At 51.3% G+C, this 17,978-nt stretch carries 13 protein-coding genes; 6 read left to right on the plus strand and 7 right to left on the minus strand.

The annotated features are described in order from the left end of the window. Positions 1 to 181: 181 nt before the first annotated feature. The gene (locus tag ACFPMF_RS03790; protein WP_379841266.1) at positions 182 to 961 is read right to left on the minus strand and encodes a glycosyltransferase family 2 protein; all 780 of its coding nucleotides are present in this window, start codon (positions 959 to 961) and stop codon (positions 182 to 184) included. A gap of 52 nt (positions 962 to 1,013) precedes the next feature. Next, positions 1,014 to 2,744, minus strand: a complete 1,731-nt coding sequence (locus ACFPMF_RS03795) for an LIC_10190 family membrane protein (protein ID WP_379841268.1) — start codon at positions 2,742 to 2,744, stop codon at positions 1,014 to 1,016. Positions 2,745 to 3,136: 392 nt separating this feature from the next. On the opposite strand from ACFPMF_RS03795, the gene topA reads away from it, so the two are divergent. Then, positions 3,137 to 5,701 (plus strand): type I DNA topoisomerase, encoded by a 2,565-nt coding sequence (gene topA, locus ACFPMF_RS03800; RefSeq protein ID WP_379841270.1) that lies wholly within the window; start codon positions 3,137 to 3,139, stop codon positions 5,699 to 5,701. A 119-nt stretch (positions 5,702 to 5,820) separates the two neighbouring features. Beyond that, positions 5,821 to 6,531, plus strand: coding sequence for an SIR2 family NAD-dependent protein deacylase (locus ACFPMF_RS03805; RefSeq protein WP_379841272.1), 711 nt, complete (start codon positions 5,821 to 5,823; stop codon positions 6,529 to 6,531). Here the strand turns inward: ACFPMF_RS03805 and ACFPMF_RS03810 are convergent. Further along, a complete protein-coding gene (locus ACFPMF_RS03810; protein WP_379841274.1) occupies positions 6,509 to 7,399 on the minus strand; it encodes a YitT family protein in 891 nt (296 codons plus the stop codon). The two genes, ACFPMF_RS03805 and ACFPMF_RS03810, sit on opposite strands and share 23 nt — an antisense overlap. 186 nt (positions 7,400 to 7,585) lie before the next feature. Further along, the gene (locus ACFPMF_RS03815; protein ID WP_379841276.1) at positions 7,586 to 7,954 is read right to left on the minus strand and encodes a hypothetical protein; all 369 of its coding nucleotides are present in this window, start codon (positions 7,952 to 7,954) and stop codon (positions 7,586 to 7,588) included. A 164-nt stretch (positions 7,955 to 8,118) separates the two neighbouring features. Here ACFPMF_RS03815 and ACFPMF_RS03820 point away from each other — a divergent pair, with 164 nt between their 5' ends. After that, positions 8,119 to 9,000 (plus strand): bifunctional 5,10-methylenetetrahydrofolate dehydrogenase/5,10-methenyltetrahydrofolate cyclohydrolase, encoded by an 882-nt coding sequence (locus ACFPMF_RS03820; RefSeq protein ID WP_379841278.1) that lies wholly within the window; start codon positions 8,119 to 8,121, stop codon positions 8,998 to 9,000. Positions 9,001 to 9,043: 43 nt separating this feature from the next. On the opposite strand, the gene ACFPMF_RS03825 is transcribed toward ACFPMF_RS03820, so the two are convergent. Then, positions 9,044 to 11,935 carry a hypothetical protein gene (locus ACFPMF_RS03825; protein ID WP_379841280.1) on the minus strand — a complete coding sequence of 964 codons (2,892 nt, stop codon included), beginning with the start codon at positions 11,933 to 11,935 and terminating at the stop codon, positions 9,044 to 9,046. A gap of 162 nt (positions 11,936 to 12,097) precedes the next feature. Between ACFPMF_RS03825 and ACFPMF_RS03830 the strand changes: the two genes are divergently transcribed. Further along, positions 12,098 to 12,538, plus strand: a complete 441-nt coding sequence (locus tag ACFPMF_RS03830) for a response regulator (protein WP_379841282.1) — start codon at positions 12,098 to 12,100, stop codon at positions 12,536 to 12,538. Here ACFPMF_RS03830 and ACFPMF_RS03835 read toward each other — a convergent pair whose 3' ends face one another. Both ACFPMF_RS03835 and ACFPMF_RS03840 read right to left on the minus strand, forming a co-directional pair. After that, the gene (locus tag ACFPMF_RS03835; RefSeq protein WP_379841284.1) at positions 12,539 to 13,543 is read right to left on the minus strand and encodes a hypothetical protein; all 1,005 of its coding nucleotides are present in this window, start codon (positions 13,541 to 13,543) and stop codon (positions 12,539 to 12,541) included. It lies immediately after the preceding gene. Positions 13,544 to 13,623: 80 nt separating this feature from the next. Continuing rightward, entirely contained in the window at positions 13,624 to 15,048 is a 1,425-nt protein-coding gene (locus ACFPMF_RS03840; RefSeq protein ID WP_379841286.1) for an aldehyde dehydrogenase family protein, read from the minus strand. Between the two features lie 79 nt (positions 15,049 to 15,127). Between ACFPMF_RS03840 and ACFPMF_RS03845 the strand changes: the two genes are divergently transcribed. Together ACFPMF_RS03845 and ACFPMF_RS03850 are read left to right on the plus strand one after the other, a co-directional pair. Then, positions 15,128 to 16,195, plus strand: coding sequence for a helix-turn-helix domain-containing protein (locus ACFPMF_RS03845; protein WP_379841288.1), 1,068 nt, complete (start codon positions 15,128 to 15,130; stop codon positions 16,193 to 16,195). A 561-nt stretch (positions 16,196 to 16,756) separates the two neighbouring features. After that, positions 16,757 to 17,977 carry a hypothetical protein gene (locus ACFPMF_RS03850; protein WP_379841290.1) on the plus strand — a complete coding sequence of 407 codons (1,221 nt, stop codon included), beginning with the start codon at positions 16,757 to 16,759 and terminating at the stop codon, positions 17,975 to 17,977. The last annotated feature ends 1 nt before the right edge of the window (position 17,978 follow it).

The raw sequence follows: 17,978 nt of genomic DNA on the forward strand, positions 1-17,978 counted from the left end.
GTTAACAGAAATGTATCTAATTAGACAACACCAACGAGCGGAAAATGAGTTTCCGATTGAGCGTGCCAAAATTAGATGATTTTCATGCTAAAATAAAACCAACCGGTATTTTCCCGATAATTTGGAAACGTTATCAACACATTGGAAAAGATTTTGTACGGGTTTGACCCGAATCCCCAAATCACACCCGGCTCCTGCTGGGCCAGGCTGAAGGCATTTCCTGCGTCGGGCGTGAAACGATATTCTCTTTCGAAACCCAGAGATTGTATTTGAGAATGCAAAATATAGCGCGAAAACCGTCTTTCCAACCGATTTTCTTTCCCTCCCGGTAGGTTCGACCGGCATACGAAATACCTACCTCAAAAATCCGGATTCCCGGAATCCGGGCAATTTGAGCCGTCACCTCGGGTTCAAACCCAAACCGCCTTTCTTTCAGCGTTACATTTTTGATGACCTCCGTCCGAAACACCTTAAAGCAGGTTTCCATATCGGTCAGGTTCAGATTGGTCATCATGTTGGAGAATAGGGTCAAAAACCGATTCCCGACTGTATGCCAAAAATACAGGACCTGGCGCGGTCCTCCACTCATAAACCGGGAACCGTACACGACATCCGCCCGACCGGCGAGCAACGGTTGCAGCAGCCGGCTGTATTCTTCCGGATCATATTCCAGATCTGCGTCCTGAATGAGGATAAACTGCCCGTGCGCCTGGCGGATTCCGGTATGCAGCGCAGCCCCTTTCCCCTGATTGACCTCATGTCTGATATATTGAATACGGGCGGTCGGGTTTTCGGCCATAAACTGGCGTACGATCTCTTCCGTCGAGTCCGTAGAACCATCATCGATGACCACAATTTCGCGGCTCAACGGCATTGGAAGGGCTACTTCATTAACGCGCTCCAGGACAATTCCAATGGTCTTTGATTCATTGTATGCAGGAATAAGGATTGATAATGTCATATAGACAAACCGTCTAAACTTTTTTTTCGAAATAAACCGGTATTCATACGATTTAAAAAGGGGTGCCGTAGATATTTTTTTCATCGTTCAGCCGACTGCGGAAACCCTCAACCACGGACTGTCCCCGTAATTCAAGGTCCGGATAGAAGTACGGCGAGCACGGCTTTTCCTGATCGTAGCAACTTTGTTGCAAGGGGCCGTGCCTTGGCGTCAGCACTTCCAGGCCGCTATCGGTTTGGTGTGGCAGGAAATACGCAGCTTCCGCCCCCCGGTTCCGGTAGGTAAGCGGTTGTGGCAAAATCGCATAGCGATGAACCGGAAACTGTGCTTTCACAAGATAGTGGAAAATGAAATACCCTCCTAACGCAATCAATACGGTCGCCAGGATGGCGTTGCTCCACGGAACCAGGTTCCAGAAACGGAGGGACTTCGGGATAAAGGGCAGCCACGGCAGCAAGGCGGTCAGCCAGATATACGGATAACCGAACCGAAATTCCGGGGCCGATATAAACCAGAACAGAAATCCGCCGAAGGCCACCCCGTACGGCAAGACCAACGGACGAAACCGCAGCCAGCGATCGCGGAAAAAAAAGTGGCTGATGGCAATCAACGGCGAAACGACGGCCAGGACCCAGGTCGGCTTGTTCAGGAAATAATATTCCCGGTGATTCCACCAACCCGGAATCCACTGGTCGGCCGGAACTTTTAACAGACTTCGATCAAAATACGGCTCCAGAATCCGGAACCGGGCCCAGAAGGTCACGAACTCTTTCTCGAAACGAACCCGTTTGGCCGGAATCTTCCAGTCGAACGAAAACAGGTCCAGATCCGGATAGGGATAAAACAGATAGCCCGACAGAATGGTCGTTCGAATCAGCCAGGGCACCACCATAAACAAGCCCAGGGCAAGGAATACGCCTATGTGCCGGACCGATAGCTGCCGCCGAACCGACCAGCCGATCGGCAGCAGGCAGAAGGCCACCGGAAGCGTAGCCAGTTTGACCGTAACGCAAAGGCAAACCAGCACCCCTACCAGCAGGTGCGAGACCGTGAGCCCGGGCCGCAGTTCCAGCCAGATCAGGAAAATGGTGATGGGCAGCAGCGTCGCCCACACATCCGGGGTGGGAGAAAAAACCTGCCGGATCAGGTAAAACAACAGCAATACCAGAATGATCAGCGCCAGAAACCGGATCGAATGCGCGGACCGGATCAGGCCCAACAACCGCCAGCAGACCAGCAGAAACAAAAAACCGTTGAGCGGAAACAGCGTTTGCCCGGCCCAGTCGGTGAACCCAAAAGCGGCCGACGTTACGAAAAAGCTCGAATTGAACGCCAGCCGTCCGTGCAGGTTGCCCAGTCCGGGAATCACCCGAAACCGCTCGTACCAGCGAATGGACGGCAGGTGATACATCCCGCTGTCGGCATTAGTGGGTTCCAGCGTCGAATAAAGCAGCACAACCGCAACGATCAGCCAGAAAACCGAAATCTGCTTTTGCTGCCGGACAAACCGCCGGATATACGGCCGAATCGATTCCGAAAACCGGATGGCGATCAGGGCCGCCCCGCCCACCCAGAGCAATGCCAGGTACTGATTGGCGGGCCAAAAAATGGAGGCTAGCTGAACCCATACGACCAGGCTGCACAGCCCCAGTAACATCAGATCCGTGCCCCGGACCGGGTCGGCGGGATCAATCAATCCCCATCGGCGGAAAAAGGAGTAGAAAACGAACCCATATCCTACACAACCGGACGCTAAAACCGCCCACAGTACCAGAAGAATCATGTGACCATTAATAGTAATCAATCGTGCGGCAGAAACCGTCGCCCCCAAGGTTTCCGGTTTTCGGCCTTCAATATTATGATTTTGTCACGGTGGTTTACGAATAAAAATAGTTGATTTTAATTTCGGCCCCCAGCAACCGGTTTCCTGGCCCGGAGTTGGGCGGGCCAGGAAACCGGTTGGAAACTCGGAATCAAGAGATTATGGTCTGATCATTATTACCTATTTTTTCTGAACGATTAGCCCTGAAAAATCGTTATCAAAACACCATTATTACCCGCCCGGCCGTCTTTCCCATCCCGCGATTTGTAAGTATTACGTCTTTTGCTTCTATATTTGGCACGAGACGTGGGAATTGATTGTCGGCACAACATAAACTTTCAACCTGAATTCATATGTCAAAAAACCTGGTTATCGTGGAATCACCCGCGAAGGCGAGGACCATTGAAGGGTATCTGGGTAAAGATTTCGTAGTGAAATCCAGTTTTGGTCACGTTCGCGATTTGCCCAAGGATGATATGGCTATTGACATCCCGAATGGCTTTCGACCAATCTACGAAGTTTCTCCAGATAAAAGGCAGGTTATCAGCGAATTAAAAAAACTGGCCAAGGAAGCGGATGAAGTTTGGCTGGCAACGGACGACGACCGCGAGGGCGAAGCCATTTCCTGGCACCTGAAAGAAGCCCTGGGGTTACGGGACGATACCAAACGAATTGTATTCCACGAAATCACGAAAAAGGCGATTCAAAACGCCATTTCGTCGCCCCGGCGGATCGATATTGATCTGGTGAATGCCCAGCAGGCCCGGCGCGTGCTCGATCGGCTGGTCGGTTTTGAGCTGTCACCGGTTTTATGGAAAAAAATCAAATCCGGAAGTTCAATGGCGCTTTCGGCCGGGCGCGTGCAGTCGGTGGCGGTTCGGCTGATTGTGGAGCGGGAACGCGAAATCGACAGCCACAATACCAAATCCAATTACAAGGTTACGGCGCAGTTTATCGTCGACGGCGGCAAAGTATTGAACGCCGAACTACCCAGGAACTTTGCCACGCTGGAAGAAGCCCGGGCGTTTCTGGAAAAATGCCGGGAGGCCATTTTCACGATTAAAAATCTGGAAACCAAACCGGCCAAGAAATCCCCCGCCCCCCCGTTTACGACGTCAACGCTTCAACAGGAAGCCTCGCGGAAATTGTCGTTTTCGGTCTTGCAAACCATGACGCTGGCGCAAAAGCTGTACGAAAGTGGTAAGATTTCGTACATGCGGACCGACTCGACCAATTTGTCCCAGGAAGCCATTGACAAGGCGAAACAGGCCATCACAACCGAGTTTGGCGAAAAATACGTGCATACGCGTCAGTATAAAACCAAGTCCGAATCGGCGCAGGAAGCTCACGAAGCCATCCGCCCGACCGACTTCTCGGTGAAAACCGCCGGGTCGGACCGCAACGAGCAACGGCTCTACGATCTGATCTGGAAACGGTCGATTGCCTCGCAAATGGCCGACGCTCAGCTGGAACGGACCACCGCGACCATTGGAATTTCGACCACCCCGGAAGAACTGATTGCCCAGGGGGAAGTCATCAAATTCGACGGTTTTCTGAAAGTATACATGGAATCGTCGGACGACGAAGATGAGGAAAGCAAGGGAATGCTGCCTCCTTTATCGATCGGTCAGACGCTGAACCTGGACCAGATGAAAGCCACCCAGAAATTCAGCCGCCCGGCCCCGCGCTATACGGAAGCCAGTCTGGTTAAGAAACTGGAAGAAATGGGCATCGGCCGCCCATCGACGTACGCACCCACCATATCGACCATCATCAAGCGGCAATATGTGGTCAAGGAAGACCGGCCCGGCAAGGAACGCGAGTTCAAGGAGTTGATTCTGCGCCAGCAACAGATCCAGGAAAAAACCGGCAAGGAAAATTACGGCACGGAGAAAGCCAAGCTGTTTCCCACCAACATGGGCCTGGTCGTTAATGATTTTCTGGTCGAGTATTTCGAGGAAATTGTCGATTTCAAGTTTACGGCCAACGTTGAAAAGGAATTCGATGAAATTGCCAGTGGCAAAATGAGCTGGCAGCAGATGATTCAGAATTTCTACGGTGGTTTTCACCAAACGGTCGAAACGGTACAGGGAGCCGCCCCGACCGGCGCCAAACCGGGAAGCCGCGAACTGGGCATCGACCCGCAAACCGGCAAAAAAGTTTCGGCCCGGCTCGGCAAATACGGAGCGTACGTTCAGATTGGTGAAGCGACGGACGACGACAAACCCGTGTTTGCCAACCTGAAAAAAGACCAGTTGATCGAAACCATTTCGCTGGAGGATGCACTGGGGCTGTTTTCCCTGCCCCGCGAAGTGGGTTTCTTCGAGGATAAACCGATGATTATCGGCATTGGAAAGTTTGGACCGTATGTCAAGCACGACGACAAATACGTTTCGCTGGCGAAGGATGATGATCCGTACACCATAACCGCCGATCGCGCCATCGAACTTATTCAGCAGAAACGGGCCGAAAACATCAGTGAATCAATCGGCGAATTCGAGGGTAAGCTGATCACTACCGGCAAAGGGCGCTTCGGACCCTACGTCAAGCATGACGATAAATACATATCGCTGCCCCGGGGCGAGTCCCCCGCCGGTTTAACGCTGGAACGGGCGATTGAACTCATCCTGCAAAAGCGGCAAACCGAAAGCAATAAATACATTAAGGAATTTCCGGAAAATCCGGCGGTTAAAGTCGTCAATGGTATGTACGGCCCTTATATTTCCATCGGAAAGCGGAATGTTAAAATTCCAAAGGATGTCGAACCGGCTTCGCTGACCCTGGAAGACTGTCTGAAACTGGCCGGAGATACCGGCACGGAGGAAAAGCCAAAGGCTAAAAAAGCGGCCAAAGCACCGGCCAAACCGGCTGCGGCCGCGACGACAACAGCGAAGAAAACCGTTGCCCGGAAAAAGTAACGCTTCCTGACCGGGTCTGCCCCTGAACCGGGTGGATTCAACAGTCCGAAAAAGCGATGACTCCCGGGAGTCGTCGCTTTTTCGTTTCAGCAATATCCCGCTATTGACAGCTTACCATCATGCCTGAACGGAAAAAAATTGTGGTGCTTTCCGGTGCCGGAATCAGCGCCGAAAGCGGTTTACGGACGTTTCGTGACGCCAACGGACTGTGGGAAAATCACCGGGTGGAAGACGTTGCAACGCCCCAGGCCTGGGACCGGGATCCGGATCTGGTGCTTGAATTCTACAACCAGCGACGCAAACAGGCGCTCGATGCCCGGCCCAACGCCGGCCACCTGGCCCTGAAAAGACTGGAACAACATTTTGAGGTAATGATCATCACCCAAAATGTCGATAATCTTCACGAAAAAGCCGGTTCGTCCACCGTCATTCATTTGCACGGGGAACTCTTTAAATCCCGGAGTACCCGGGACGAAACCCTTGTTTATGATGTTCCGGGCTGGGAGTTGAAGCGGGGAGACTGCTGCGAAAAAGGGTCGCAACTGCGACCCCATATTGTCTGGTTTGGCGAACCCGTTCCGCTGATGGACGTGGCCGTTGAACGGGTCAATGCCGCCGATATTCTGATCATCGTCGGCACCTCGATGGTGGTGTATCCGGCTGCCGGTTTGATTGATTCTGTCCGACCGGGCGTCCCCGTTTACGTCGTTGATCCGAATCTGCCTGCTATCCGTCGGCGTAAAAACACGACGTTTATTCCGGAACCAGCCACGACCGGGTTGGCGCGGCTGGCGGAACAATTAGTGGCTAATGCAGCGGACGAGGTTTGATCATGCCGCCTTTAACGTCGGCAATACTGTGTTCAATCAGGAAAGCTTTTTCATCGACCTCACTAATTTTATCCTTTAAGCGGGTGATTTCCAGACGGGTAACAACCGCGTAAAGAATATTGATATCATTTTCCCGAAAACCGCGTTTTCCGAATCCCTTTTCGCCCTTCAAAATCGTAACCCCCCGTTCCAGTTCTTCGGTAATCAATTGACGAACCTCCTCGTGCCGGTCCGAGACAATCATGACGGCGATGTATTCTTCAATACCGTGAATGATGAAATCCACGGTTTTAGACGCTGACAGGTACGTTAACATGGCGTACAGGGCGGTTTCTACATTAATAAAAACCGCAGCGGACCCGAAAATCAGGACGTTGATCACCATGATCACATCCCCGACCGACATAAACGATCGGCGGCTGATATAAATCGCGAGCACTTCCGTACCGTCCAGAACGCCCCCACCCCGCATGGCCAGACCAATGCCCGCACCAAGGAAAAACCCGCCAAAGACGGCAATCAGCAATTTATCCGTCGTGACAATCGGATACGGGATAAAGGCCAGACACAAGGCCAGCAGGCTAATACCAACGGCCGTTTTGAGCGCAAACGTCCAGGAGACTTGCCGGAAGCCCATCCAGATGAATGGAATATTAACCACTACGACCAAAATGGCTAAATCGATGCCGGTTTTGATTTGCAGAAGCAGGGAAATACCGATAACACCCCCGTCGAGAAAATCATTGGGGAGCAAAAACCCTTTTAAGCCCATGCCGGCGCTCAGAACACCGAGGACGATAAAGGCAGCTTCTTTTATTTCACGAAATAGGGCCGTGCTGGTGGCTCGTTGCAGACGTTTCTTGACCATATGATTAGGCTGGTTTGTGGATAAATAGTTGGTTATCAATTTATTAAAAAATGTCTTTACCCGTCAAAACGGGCTATTCACCGCTAGCGGTTCTTTTCAGTAACTCACAAAATGGTGGAAAAGGTCCATTCGGATCCGTACCGGACTGGACCGGTAAACAAAGGAAAGGTTTTATTGGCGCGCTGATTAAGGAGCGTTAATCGCGATCAGATTTCCGAAAAGCCGCCGAAAATAGGCAAAATAGTAGTACGGAATACCGGGTTGAAGCACCAGCCGCTTCGCGTTGATTAACACCCAGCCGATCGGAATGATGGCGAAAAACGGCAGCGGAGTCTGGTGGGAAAGCGTCGGCGCTACCGTGGCCTCATGAACGGTAATACGGACCAGGCCGTCGGTCAAATGATCGGTCATTTCCCGCTCCGACGAAGCTTTGATCGTTACCACTTTCAACTGCTGTCCCGTCGTCGGGGTGTCGAACGACCGGGCCCAAAGCCCGATCGCCCCACCCAGCAGGAGGAGACAAATCAGTTGCAGGATCAATCGATAAAACTTCATCAACGAGACGGTTTGACGCACCTGGGCAGACAGGCAACAATCCGGTTTTTACAAGTTTAGTAATTTTTGGGCGCAAAAACCAGCGTCGTTTCAAATAAAGCCCGTGAAAACCAATTTTTCGTCCAATCAAAACCACTACCTTTGCATTTTATCAACATTGACGCATGCAACTCCTCGACGGGAAACTCCTCTCCCAGCAAATTAAACAGGAACTGGCGGCCGAAGTCGCTGCCATCAAATCAACGGGTGGCAAAATTCCGCACCTGGTCGCCATTCTGGTCGGTACGGCCGGCCGGAGCGAAACCTATGTGGCCAGTAAAATGAAAAGCTGCGAAGAAATCGGCATGGTTTCCACGCTGATTCGATTTGATGAGTCGGTTTCGGAGGACGAACTGATCGACGCCGTTCGGCGGGTGAACCACAATCCGGATATGGACGGCCTGATTGTTCAACTGCCCCTACCGGCGCATATCTCCGCCGACAAAGTGATGGAGACCATCGACCCCGCCAAGGACGTCGACGGTTTTCACCCGATCAACATTGGTCGCATGGCGAAAGGCTTACCGGCGTATATTTCGGCCACACCGCAGGGCATTCTGGAAATGCTGAAACGCTATGACATCGAAACGGCGGGGAAACATTGTGTGGTGGTTGGCCGTAGTCAGATCGTCGGTTTGCCGATGAGTATCCTGATGCAGCGCAATACCGATCCGGGGAATTGCACCGTAACCCTAACGCACAGCCGGACCCAAAATCTACCCGAAATCTGCCGGTCCGCCGATATCCTGATTGCCGCCCTCGGCCGTCCGGAATTCATCACCGCCGACATGGTAAAAGAAGGCGCGGTGGTGATTGACGTTGGACTCGAACGCGTTCCCGATGCCACCAAGAAAAGCGGTTTTTCGCTCAAAGGCGACGTAAAATTCGACGAGGTTGCTCCCAAAACCAGCTTTATAACACCCGTACCGGGGGGGGTCGGACTGATGACCATTTGTTCGCTGATGCAGAACACGCTGAAAGCCGCCCGAAAAGAGATTTATCCATAAATGACGTTGCGTAAGGGTATCTATCCGATGCCCTTATGCCTTCCTAAAACCCCAGTCCGATCACCAGCGGCTGGACGAGGTACTGCCCGGATTTGACGTTATAAATCGTGCGGACACCCGCTTCAAAGGGGGTTCGAAGCCGCATGAAATTAAAAACGAACGATACGTCAAGGCCCGTGGTCGCGTATGAATCGGAGATCGTTCGCGGCTGGCCATTGATCCGAATCTGGCTTTCTCCCTGGGCGACATCGTAAAAACCGCTGGCTTTCACCCGCTGAATGTAGAGCCAGCGGCCGATGGTCCAGTGCGGGTTTAAGAGCGGAAACCGGTACTCGGCACTCCCCACTTTTAGCTGATTATAGCTCACATAGGATTGCCCGCGGGGGTAGAAAACCGCTGCGGCAAACCGGTATGAACCCTGCATTTGCTGTTGATACCCCGCCCGCAGCCGAATCGAGTGGTGTTTTCCCAAACCGGGAACATAGAGATTTCCCGTTACCCCCCAGATTTCGGCGCTCAACCGCCCGCCAAAGGGAGTCGTGCGCCAAACCGCCGAAACGCTCTGCCCCCAGCGGGGGGCCACATCGCGTTTGCTCTGCTTTAACGTGCGGGAATAGGAAGCCGAATACGAAACCGTTTGCAATAGTTTACTAAACCCGACTTCCGTAACGGGGCGTACCGGCAGATCATATCCGCTCACCTGCAGGAGGCCATAATACGCTGACAAAAAGGCACTTTGCAGATATTTCGAGGTGGTAAGCTGGAGCGGAATCCGCAAACCGGCCGTTAGCTGATTGTAATTCCAGCTGTCTTTCCGGAGCGAATCCAGGGGCGCGCGCTGATCGACGTACAGCGACGTTGACCGTTTTCCCCGCTCAAAACCGACATCAAGAATCGGAAACCAGCCCTGATAACTGAGGTTTCCGTAATAATGAACCGTTCGTTCGGTCTGGTCGTAGCCAATTCCGGCTTCGAGTTGGGTCGTGCTGAGTAAATCCTGCGATTGCAGGCCAACGGTTCCGCCCTGCCCGTCTGAACTAACCACCGGTCCCCAGCTATAAATATTGAGCGCGTGGGTTAACCGGTTGAACCGGGTTTTGGGAAAACCGGCCTGGGGGGGCACCGTGTCGGCCAGTGCTGCCAATACGGTCCGACTGCCTGGCTCCTGACTGACCAGCGGACCAAAATACCGGACCGAACCATCCCGAACCTCATCCACCGGCGTCCAGCTTTCCGGATTGAGCGGCATTTCGGCCACGCGATACCCGTTTGCCTGAAAATCATGAAAACTCATCCGGGTACCATCGGGAGAAATCGTGGCGTGATAAGCCCCCAGCGGCCGCGAGGTCACCTGATAACGCTGACCGGTTTCGATCTGAAGTGCGTAAATATTATCGATTCCCGACTGGGGCGAATTGTAGAGAATATACTTTCTCCAGGGCTGGGCGTGGCTGAGGTTCTGGTCCGAAACCGGCAACAAATCCACCCGCTTCTCCGTTTCCGAATCAATCGACTGGATCGTCTTCGTTCCGTTTCGCCTGCGAACCACACTGATTAGCGTTCGGTTATCATCCTGCCAGCGCGGTTGAACATAAAAATCCGCATCCGGATTATCCAGCACCCGCAGTTCACGCCCGGTTTCGGCATCCAGGACGACCAGACGGGTCTGGTAGGTTTCATCGTTCCGAACCGCCACCAGCTTTGCTCCATCCGGCGACAGGGCGGCTACGGCATAGCGGCTTTTCGTACTCAGGCGACGCAGTTGCCTGGTTTTCAGGTCAAACACCTTGATTTCCGAATAAATTCGCTGACCATACCGGATATCGTACCGGTATTCAGTCCAGCAAATTTTCCCGGCGGCAACCGACAGCATCTCCGGATTATTAAATAGCCCCGGCACAACCACGTTTGTCTCCTGCCCCGTCCGATTCAGACGCACAAACCGGGCGATATCGCCCAAGCCGGATTTCAGAGCAATAACTTCATTGTCAGAGAGATATTGCGGATACTGGTAATTGGTAAACACGGTTTTCGGTGCTTTTACCGGAAAGACGCTGGCATTCGTCAGCCGCAGTTTGCTCTGCTCAGCTCGCCAGGTATCTTCGATATCAGCCATTGTCTTCCGATACAATTCCTCGATGCGGAAGTTTGTCGTTTTCCTGACACCATGGGAGAAGGAAAACGGATACAGGGGAAACCGATAATACCGATTCAATACATCGCTCCAGGCGTCGGCATCGTACGTCCGTTTTAGGTAAGTAGACATAAAGTAGCCCAGAACGTAATGATTGGGAACATTGTCACGGTACGATCCGCCAACGGCCTTCGGATAATTGAACCGACGACCCGCCAGCAAATTAGCCCGCAGCCCCAGATCGAAATTCGGAATTCGGCCCCGCCCGAACGCTGTCAAGGCTGATTCGGTCCCGACGGCATCACCCTCAAAAAACCAGTCCGGAACACCCAGGGTCAGAGCAGACAATGCATTATTGCCAAAAAGCGTATAGGCCGCCCGCGTAAATCCCTGCAGGGCTTTATCATATTGAACGACATGCCGGAACTCGTGCACCGCCAGCAAATCCAGCCAGCCCAGCGTTCCGGCCAGGAACGGGTCCTGCGGGGGCACGGCAAAAAATTCGGATCGACGCGGCACCATCGTCACAAATCCGTTGCTAACCATCGTCTGGTTCTGCATAACAACCGATAACCGGCGGGGCGGTTTTTGAAGCGTGGCACTCACGGGTTCATAGACCTGTTCCAGGCGCCGGGCGGTTTGCTGGGCGGTTTGGTCAAGCCCTTCCGGGAACAGCACCCGAAAGTGAGGGGTTTGGAGTTGATACCAGCGTAATGAAGGCGGATTTTGATCGAGGATGGGCAAGGTCTGCCCGAAAGCAGACAGGGAGGCCAACCAGAAAAACGGCAACCAGTAACGCATAAGTCAGAAAAAACGGGCAAAATCGCGGTAAGGTAAGGACCGTAAACGCGGGAAACAATCGGTTTTGTCCAAAAAATACCGGAACAAGTTGTCAATAAACCGGAAAACTCCTACCTTCAATCATCAATACTGGGTCATCTGTCCAGCACCCTTGATTCCTTTATGTTGCCTAGCCGCCCCTTTACGATATTAGTTGCCGAAGACGACGAAGAAGACCGCTTATTGCTCGACGAAGCGCTTACGCAGAATGGATTGTTCGATTGCGGCCGATTTGTCGAAGACGGTGACCAAGTGATTGAATACCTGCAAAACTGCCTCGGCTCCAATCCCGCCAATCCATTGCCCTCCCTGATTATCATGGACATTAATATGCCGTTACGCAACGGCCTGGAAACGCTGCACGCCATTCGGTCCGACAACCAGTTGAAAAACATTCCGGTGCTGATCATGACTTCGTCGCGGCAGGAAGTGGAAAAAGCCTACCGAATGGGAGCCAATTCCTATCTGGTAAAGCCCATTCAATTTACGAAATTGATTCAGATGGTCGGTGACGTTACAACCTACTGGCGGGATACCGTCAATCTTCCTTATAATGAGTATTGATCACGATCGAACCATGTGATACAGTACGGAAGCCAGAAATCGAAATTCCCGGAATAATTTACGGGCCAACAGGCCATTCGCCGTGAAATAGCGATGAATAAGCTTCTTGCTATTGCCCTGAAAATGCAGGGTATGCAGGCGGATTTCTTTCTTTAACAGGCGGTTATAGGCAACCGGATATCCCTTTTTTATAACAACCTTTTTCTGGCCTAAACCAAATTCATACTCATCGAGGTTAAAATTGGTAGCCATACAAATGTTATGGTCAAAAGCCGTATCATCCCGACACTCCGATAAATTACGAATCCGTGCCTTTTCCTGTTCGTAAAACACGTAAAGTGCCGTCATATCTGAAATCCCGGCGCGGTCATTCTTAATGATTTTTTCCGAACGGATCTGTTCCATGAAGGTCCGTAAGCGTGGTTCGGTATACAAATCAGCAGCCAGCTTGCAGAACAACTCAATCCCTTCCCACGTCCAGTAGGAAGAGTGTCCAGACGCTGACCTAACCCACTGATAATCAGAACCTATGTTAAAGGCCGCGATGGTATTCCTCAAACCGGTCTGACTGATATATTCCGTTATATTCGCATAAATCATAACGTCGGAATCGGCCACGAAAACTTCGGAAAAACCTTCCCGTTTCATCAATTCCCTGACCAGATACCACCGAATAAAGCAGAATAATTCATAGTCATAATGATTTGGCGAATAGTGCTCATACACCTTTTTAAAATAGTCGGAATCCGGATTTTCATACGCATCGATTTGGCGATGAATCAAGAACGGGAAGCGGTTATTCTGGTCGTCTCCAAGGAGATAAATCGGACTGTTTGGATTGGAAAAAGCCGCCTGACGAAGGGTAAATTCCAGGTATGGACTGTAATTTTTATGAATAAAAACGATGGGAATACCAGAATGATTCCCGGCGTCTATCTGTTGGCTGTCAATAGTGGCGGAAACAGTCCTTACAGATTCTGAGGCTTTTGGCGACATTGTAACCATATCAATTGTTGAGTAGTGTGGTATGAGAAGGCCCTAAGATAACTATTGTAATTACTTGATCCAATAATTTCCTAAAAGGTTTAAACGTACTTTAAAAGGAATTGAATTATTCGCTTTACCTTGTCTGAATAAGGCGGATAAAGATATTCCGTAATGCCAAACTGCCGCTTGACCACCCCGCGCGCATTGGAAAACTCCTGAAAACCGTAAAACCCATTGGATTTCCCGATCCCACTCTGATTGACGCCACCAACCGGTAATTCGGTATGGGCGAAATGAATCATCGTGTCGTTGATCACCGTATTACCCGCCGTCGTCCGGTCCAGCCAGTATTGCGTAGCCGAGTCGTTGCGGCTGAAAATATAGAGCGCCAGCGGTTTGGACCGGGAAGCCAGAAACCGGATTACTTCCTCACGGGTATCGTAGGGAATCAGGGGCAGCAACGGTCCAAAGATTTCGTCCTGCATCAGCTTCATTTTACTCGTCACATTTTCCAGCAGCGTCGGTTCGATGAACCGATCGCCAGCCACGGTCTGGCCACCCATGGTGACGGTTGCGCCTTTTTCGAGGGCATCGTCCAACAACGCTTTGACGCGACCGAAGTGATGATCATTGATGATCCGGGCGTAACTTTCCGAAACCGCAATGCCCTTCCCTTCCGGATCGTACATACCCCGAACGGCTTCCTGAATGGCCTTTTTCAGGCGGTCTTTCACCGATCGCTGGACCATCACAAAGTCCGGGGCGACGCAGGTCTGGCCATTGTTCACCCATTTCCCCCAGGCAATCCGGCGGGCCGCAGCGTCGATGTCGGCCGTTTCGTCGACCAGACAGGGCGATTTCCCTCCTAGCTCCAGCGTAACGGAGCTTAAATTTCGGGCAGCCGCCATCATCACTTCTTTGCCCACCACCGAACTGCCGGTAAAGAAAATATGGTCGAACGGGAGTTCCAAGAGCTTTTGAGCAACCGTTGCATTCCCTTCAAAAAGGGCTACTTCTTCTTCGGCAAACAACGTTTTCACCATTTCCCGAAGAAAAGCCGAGGAAGCAGGTGAAAGCTCCGAGGGTTTCAGAATAGCGGTATTTCCGGCCGCAAGGGCGGAAATTAGGGGCTTGATGGTCAGATAAAAAGGATAATTCCAGGGCGAAATAATCAAGGTAACCCCTTTGGGTTCATACCGAACATAACTGCTGGTGCCCAGCAACGGCAAGGGTGTCGCTACCGGATGGGGTTTCATCCAGTGCTTCAGGTTCGAAAGGGCGGTCTTTAGTTCGTTATGGGTGGAAAAAATTTCGGTTAATGCCGTTTCAGCAACCGGTTTTCGAAAATCAGTCTGTAAGGCCGCAGCCAGTCGATCCCGGTTTTTCAGCAGATAGTGCTGGATTTTTTTTAGTTTTTCAATGCGCTCCCCGGCAGATGTCAGCGCGGTAATCGAAGCAAACGCCCGTTGTGCATCGAATACATCCCGAATTCGTACCGTATTTTCGAGTTCTGAAGCGGCCATCGTCTTTGAATGATTACATTTTCATGAAAAAACAAGTAATAATACAGAAATACTAATATTTTTGTCAAAACATGACCCCATGAGTATCGTCAGCAACAATATTAAGTACCTCCGCCGACTGAATGGGTTGACCCAGGAGCAATTTGCCCGCCGGATTGGCATCAAACGATCGCTATTGGGTGCATACGAAGAAGCCCGTGCCAACCCCAATCTGGACAACCTGATGTCCATCGCCCGGGCTTTTAATACGACCGTCGACAATCTGTTAAAGAGTGATTTGCGAAAAATCCGGGAAACACCCGACCTTTCGCTGCCGCTGGCCCACACCCATTCCTCCGCAAGCTTTCCGCCTTCTCCCCTTCCGAAAGACTTGTCGGAACCGGATCATACGGTTGCCCCGAAACCCCTGGCAACGGTTCTCGAAAAATATTACCAGCAACCGGTTGTAACGCAGCCAGCGGTTTTTCCCAAACCGATTCCGGCCCCGCCATCCATCAAGCTGGTGGCGCAGCGTATTGTTCCTCGCCCAGTTTCCCAACGGGACGGTTTTTCGCCCTTTCCGGTACCGACCGCCCCGCCAAAACCGCAGCCGTTGTCGTTCAATAATGTGCACGAAAATGTCCGGACGACCGCAACGCCCGAAAACCGCTCCGCGACCGTTCAGGAATCAACCCATCAGATTCCCTGGGTTCGCAAGCGGCAATTCCCTGAATACCAGCAGCGGTACCAGCAACCCGATTTTCTCAACCGGTTAGCGGTTTTACAATTACCTTTGTTACCACCCGACCATTATCGGGCATTTGACTCGGGCGATGAGTTCACGTTTCCGGGGGCATTGCTCATTGGAAAATTCATTCGGAACTGGTACGAAATCGCCGATGGAAAACTGTTCGTCCTGCTGGTGCATGGACAGGGCATTATTTGCCGGCGTGTTTTCAATCAGGTTAAACTGAAAGGTACGCTACTCCTATCGTCGGACATCGCATCAATCAGCACCCGGGAGGTACCGATCCGTGACGTGCTGGAGGTTTGGGAAGTGGCCGCCTTTATCAGTCAGCAAATGCCCGAAGCCACGCCATCGCTCGATGGCATCCGAACGCTGGTCGAAGATCTACGGTATGAACTGGACCGGATTCAGAAAAAGTAATCGAACAAGACCGGCTTTTGGCTTTTTAGAACAACAAATACACGTCCATACCACAATCCTTTCCCCGTTGTGAATACGTTGGTTATTAACCCATCTCTTAGGAAAATACCGTCACTGAAGCCTATTTTAAACTGGATTTCCGCTTTTGTATGCGGTTTGGTTATCCTGTTTTTTGGATATTATATCACCATCTTTTCGGTAAACTTCCCCTTCCAGGACGACAATAGTTTTCTCCTTACTATTTATCAGTTAAACAAAGATCTGGGCTGGCAGCACAATTTACATACCTTGTTTCGGGCCGAAAACGACCACCGTATTTTTTTTCCACGACTCGTTGGCTATATCAATTATCTCCTGTCGGGTTCCTTGAATTTTAAAAGTTATATTCTGATTAGTTTTTTTAATCTGGTACTTGTGCTCGGATTTATCTACCGTTTATTTCGACACAGCCGACTCCCCTTTGTTTATTTTCTGCCGATTCCGCTCTTTATTTTTCAACCACAATACCACGAAGTAAGTCTCTGGGCATTAACCGGCCTACAGCATATCAGTTTGATGCTTATGCTGAGTATCTGTATCGTGTTACTCCAAAAACCGTCCCCGGCAAAACTAGCCGTAGGTGTTGTTTTAGCCCTTCTGGCTACGTTCACCCACGGAAACGGCATTCTGGTTTTCGCCACCGGAGGCTTTCTGCTCCTCCTGGAAAAGGAATATAAACTTCTGGCCATCTGGATTTTGTTTATGCTCCTGGGGCTGGGCTTTTACCTGTCAGGCTATACCCCCGGCAGTGGGGTTAAAAGCCAGATCAACTGGCTATATTTACCCGCTACCTATGCGGGTAAAATTGGTGCCCTTATCTCGGTCTGGCCGTCCATTTCGATCCCTGGCTCCATCCTTTGGGGGGCTATTATCTGTTTAACCGTCTTTCCTTTTTTAGTTCTTTCGGTCTTTAACTCCTTCAAACCAGCTGCCACCCCCGCCCGAATAAGTCATGCATTACTGGCTTATTTTTGCTTTATTTTTTTAACCGTCGGTCTGATTACGATTTTTCGTTCGGCTTCCGAAATCGTCCTTGAAAACCGCTTTAAAATTTACGCTGCATTTAGCGCGGTTTTTTTCTATCTGGCTCTGATCTCTTTGTTTCCCAGATGGCGGAATCTGTTTTTAACCGGCTTTACAATTTTTGCCGGATTGGTTTATATCAATTCTTATTATATCTATACCCCGGAAGTTGCCAACAAACACAGCCGTCTGACGGCGGACACCTATAACTGGCCGAATCAGCAAACCGAATTGTGCAACACAAGTTCCATTGCCAGTAGTCTCGATTTTCTGCTACCTGCTTACCGGGAAGGATACTGGCAGGTACCGCGTACCTTCGGGGGCTTTGAGCATCGGCTGACTACCCTGGTGCAACAAAAGGCCTTCCGGCCGGCTCCGTCCCTCTCCCATCGCTTTTTGCAGGACTCCGGTAATTTACCGCAGCTCGTTGTGGAAATGGAAGACGGTGAGCTTCGGCGGCAAAAACTCCGGGATAATCTTTTTATCGTCCTTCATGACGAAGATCAGAAGGTTACCTATCTGGCAGGCACCCTACCGAAAGTAGCGGGCTGGCGTCAGTTCCTGAAAACGGCCACGTATTTTGGCAACGGCTTTTCAACGACCGTTCCGTTACAGGCCGTTAAAGCCGGGACGTATCGGCTAGGCAGTCTGCTTACCCGCGCGGATCAGTCGATGGAGCTGGTCATGACCGACCAGACCGTTTCGATCGCCACCCCTTAAC

The organism is Larkinella bovis, from assembly GCF_042655385.1.
In the GTDB taxonomy this organism is placed as follows: domain Bacteria; phylum Bacteroidota; class Bacteroidia; order Cytophagales; family Spirosomataceae; genus Larkinella; species Larkinella bovis.

Coding starts and splice junctions, on each gene's coding strand:
- ACFPMF_RS03810 (WP_379841274.1), bottom strand. CDS start 7,399: ATGGTCAAGAAACGTCTGCAACGAGCCACCAGCACGGCCCTATTTCGT.
- ACFPMF_RS03825 (WP_379841280.1), bottom strand. CDS start 11,935: ATGCGTTACTGGTTGCCGTTTTTCTGGTTGGCCTCCCTGTCTGCTTTC.
- ACFPMF_RS03815 (WP_379841276.1), bottom strand. CDS start 7,954: ATGAAGTTTTATCGATTGATCCTGCAACTGATTTGTCTCCTCCTGCTG.
- ACFPMF_RS03820 (WP_379841278.1), top strand. CDS start 8,119: ATGCAACTCCTCGACGGGAAACTCCTCTCCCAGCAAATTAAACAGGAA.
- topA (WP_379841270.1), top strand. CDS start 3,137: ATGTCAAAAAACCTGGTTATCGTGGAATCACCCGCGAAGGCGAGGACC.
- ACFPMF_RS03840 (WP_379841286.1), bottom strand. CDS start 15,048: ATGGCCGCTTCAGAACTCGAAAATACGGTACGAATTCGGGATGTATTC.
- ACFPMF_RS03845 (WP_379841288.1), top strand. CDS start 15,128: ATGAGTATCGTCAGCAACAATATTAAGTACCTCCGCCGACTGAATGGG.
- ACFPMF_RS03835 (WP_379841284.1), bottom strand. CDS start 13,543: ATGGTTACAATGTCGCCAAAAGCCTCAGAATCTGTAAGGACTGTTTCC.
- ACFPMF_RS03795 (WP_379841268.1), bottom strand. CDS start 2,744: ATGATTCTTCTGGTACTGTGGGCGGTTTTAGCGTCCGGTTGTGTAGGA.
- ACFPMF_RS03850 (WP_379841290.1), top strand. CDS start 16,757: ATGCTGAGTATCTGTATCGTGTTACTCCAAAAACCGTCCCCGGCAAAA.
- ACFPMF_RS03805 (WP_379841272.1), top strand. CDS start 5,821: ATGCCTGAACGGAAAAAAATTGTGGTGCTTTCCGGTGCCGGAATCAGC.
- ACFPMF_RS03830 (WP_379841282.1), top strand. CDS start 12,098: ATGTTGCCTAGCCGCCCCTTTACGATATTAGTTGCCGAAGACGACGAA.
- ACFPMF_RS03790 (WP_379841266.1), bottom strand. CDS start 961: ATGACATTATCAATCCTTATTCCTGCATACAATGAATCAAAGACCATT.